Below are 2676 nucleotides of genomic sequence, written 5' to 3' on the forward strand. Positions count from 1 at the left end.
TGGCACATGGATGAAACCTACGTGAAGGTCAATGGCCGCTGGGCGTATCTGTACCGGGCCGTCGACAGCCGGGGCCGCACTGTCGATTTTTATCTCTCCTCCCGTCGTAACAGCAAAGCTGCATACCGGTTTCTGGGTAAAATCCTCAACAACGTGAAGAAGTGGCAGATCCCGCGATTCATCAACACGGATAAAGCGCCCGCCTATGGTCGCGCGCTTGCTCTGCTCAAACGCGAAGGCCGGTGCCCGTCTGACGTTGAACACCGACAGATTAAGTACCGGAACAACGTGATTGAATGCGATCATGGCAAACTGAAACGGATAATCGGCGCCACGCTGGGATTTAAATCCATGAAGACGGCTTACGCCACCATCAAAGGTATTGAGGTGATGCGTGCACTACGCAAAGGCCAGGCCTCAGCATTTTATTATGGTGATCCCCTGGGCGAAATGCGCCTGGTAAGCAGAGTTTTTGAAATGTAAGGCCTTTGAATAAGACAAAAGGCTGCCTCATCGCTAACTTTGCAACAGTGCCCGCTCAGATCGACACCACGACTGCGTCCGGTCGCATGGTGTTCGGAATCTTCGCCACCTTGGCCGAGTTCGAGCGGGATCTGATCCGAGAGCGCACCATGGCGGGTCTCGCCTCCGCGAGAGCGCGCGGTCGCAAGGGCGGACGAAAATTCGCGCTCACCAAAGCTCAGGTGCGTCTCGCGCAAGCCGCCATGGCCCAGCGCGATACTTCAGTTTCCGATCTCTGCAAGGAACTCGGCATCGAGCGCGTCACTCTCTACCGATATGTCGGTCCCAAAGGCGAGCTCAGAGACCATGGAAAGCATGTTCTCGGACTTACGTAGCAACTCGTTTCTTTTCGCAGGTTGAGCCACCTCCGCGCTTCATCAGAAAACTGAAGGAACCTCCATTGAATCGAACTAATATTTTTTTGGTGAATCGCATTCTGACTGGTTGCCTGTCAGAGGCGGAGAATCTGGTGATTTTGTTTTTCGACGTGGTGACGGGCATGCCTTCGCGAAAATCGCACCTGCTTCCCGCCGCGGTGAGCTCGCTGGAGAGCGTGACCGCCTCATTTGGCTCAAAGGTCGAGGTGTGGCTTGCCCCGAGGTGATCAACTGGCAGGAGGAACAGGAGGGTGCATGCTTGGTGATAACGGCAATTCCGGGAGTACCGGCGGCTGATCTGTCTGGAGCGGATTTGCTCAAAGCGTGGCCGTCAATGGGGCAGCAACTTGGCGCTGTTCACAGCCTATCGGTTGATCAATGTCCGTTTGAGCGCAGGCTGTCGCGAATGTTCGGACGCGCCGTTGATGTGGTGTCCCGCAATGCCGTCAATCCCGACTTCTTACCGGACGAGGACAAGAGTACGCCGCAGCTCGATCTTTTGGCTCGTGTCGAACGAGAGCTACCGGTGCGGCTCGACCAAGAGCGCACCGATATGGTTGTTTGCCATGGTGATCCCTGCATGCCGAACTTCATGGTGGACCCTAAAACTCTTCAATGCACGGGTCTGATCGACCTTGGGCGGCTCGGAACAGCAGATCGCTATGCCGATTTGGCACTCATGATTGCTAACGCCGAAGAGAACTGGGCAGCGCCAGATGAAGCAGAGCGCGCCTTCGCTGTCCTATTCAATGTATTGGGGATCGAAGCCCCCGACCGCGAACGCCTTGCCTTCTATCTGCGATTGGACCCTCTGACTTGGGGTTGATGTTCATGCCGCCTGTTTTTCCTGCTCATTGGCACGTTTCGCAACCTGTTCTCATTGCGGACACCTTTTCCAGCCTCGTTTGGAAAGTTTCATTGCCAGACGGGACTCCTGCAATCGTCAAGGGATTGAAACCTATAGAAGACATTGCTGATGAACTGCGCGGGGCCGACTATCTGGTATGGCGCAATGGGAGGGGAGCAGTCCGGTTGCTCGGTCGTGAGAACAATCTGATGTTGCTCGAATATGCCGGGGAGCGAATGCTCTCTCACATCGTTGCCGAGCACGGCGACTACCAGGCGACCGAAATTGCAGCGGAACTAATGGCGAAGCTGTATGCCGCATCTGAGGAACCCCTGCCTTCTGCCCTTCTCCCGATCCGGGATCGCTTTGCAGCTTTGTTTCAGCGGGCGCGCGATGATCAAAACGCAGGTTGTCAAACTGACTACGTCCACGCGGCGATTATAGCCGATCAAATGATGAGCAATGCCTCGGAACTGCGTGGGCTACATGGCGATCTGCATCATGAAAACATCATGTTCTCCAGTCGCGGCTGGCTGGTGATAGATCCCGTCGGTCTGGTCGGTGAAGTGGGCTTTGGCGCCGCCAATATGTTCTACGATCCGGCTGACAGAGACGACCTTTGTCTCGATCCTAGACGCATTGCACAGATGGCGGACGCATTCTCTCGTGCGCTGGACGTCGATCCGCGTCGCCTGCTCGACCAGGCGTACGCTTATGGGTGCCTTTCCGCAGCTTGGAACGCGGATGGAGAAGAGGAGCAACGCGATCTAGCTATCGCGGCCGCGATCAAGCAGGTGCGACAGACGTCATACTAGATATCAAGCGACTTCTCCTATCCCCTGGGAACACATCAATCTTACCGGAGAATATCGTTGGCCAAAGCCTTAGCGTAGGATTTCGGGTGCTGTTGCAAAGTTGGGGCAGTAGGAA

The 2676-nt window shown here is 55.5% G+C and carries 3 protein-coding genes and 1 pseudogene; all 4 read left to right on the top strand.

The genetic code is table 11. The annotated features are described in order from the left end of the window. On the top strand, window positions 1-483 hold a 483-nt coding region (locus tag HMPREF3097_RS08330), incomplete at its 5' end, for an IS6-like element IS26 family transposase (RefSeq protein ID WP_048263344.1). Window positions 484-488: 5 nt separating this feature from the next. Next, window positions 489-857 (top strand): recombinase family protein, encoded by a 369-nt coding sequence (locus HMPREF3097_RS08335; RefSeq protein WP_012360778.1) that lies wholly within the window; start codon window positions 489-491, stop codon window positions 855-857. Window positions 858-922: 65 nt separating this feature from the next. Then, window positions 923-1725 (top strand): annotated as a pseudogene (gene aph(3'')-Ib / locus HMPREF3097_RS08340) (aminoglycoside O-phosphotransferase APH(3'')-Ib). Beyond that, window positions 1725-2561: an aminoglycoside O-phosphotransferase APH(6)-Id gene (locus HMPREF3097_RS08345; RefSeq protein ID WP_000480968.1), complete on the top strand. Its 837-nt coding sequence runs from the start codon at window positions 1725-1727 to the stop codon at window positions 2559-2561. Before aph(3'')-Ib ends, HMPREF3097_RS08345 begins: the two are co-directional and overlap by 1 nt. Window positions 2562-2676: the final 115 nt, after the last annotated feature.

The organism is Corynebacterium sp. HMSC27B11, assembly GCF_001815985.1.
GTDB lineage: Bacteria > Actinomycetota > Actinomycetes > Mycobacteriales > Mycobacteriaceae > Corynebacterium.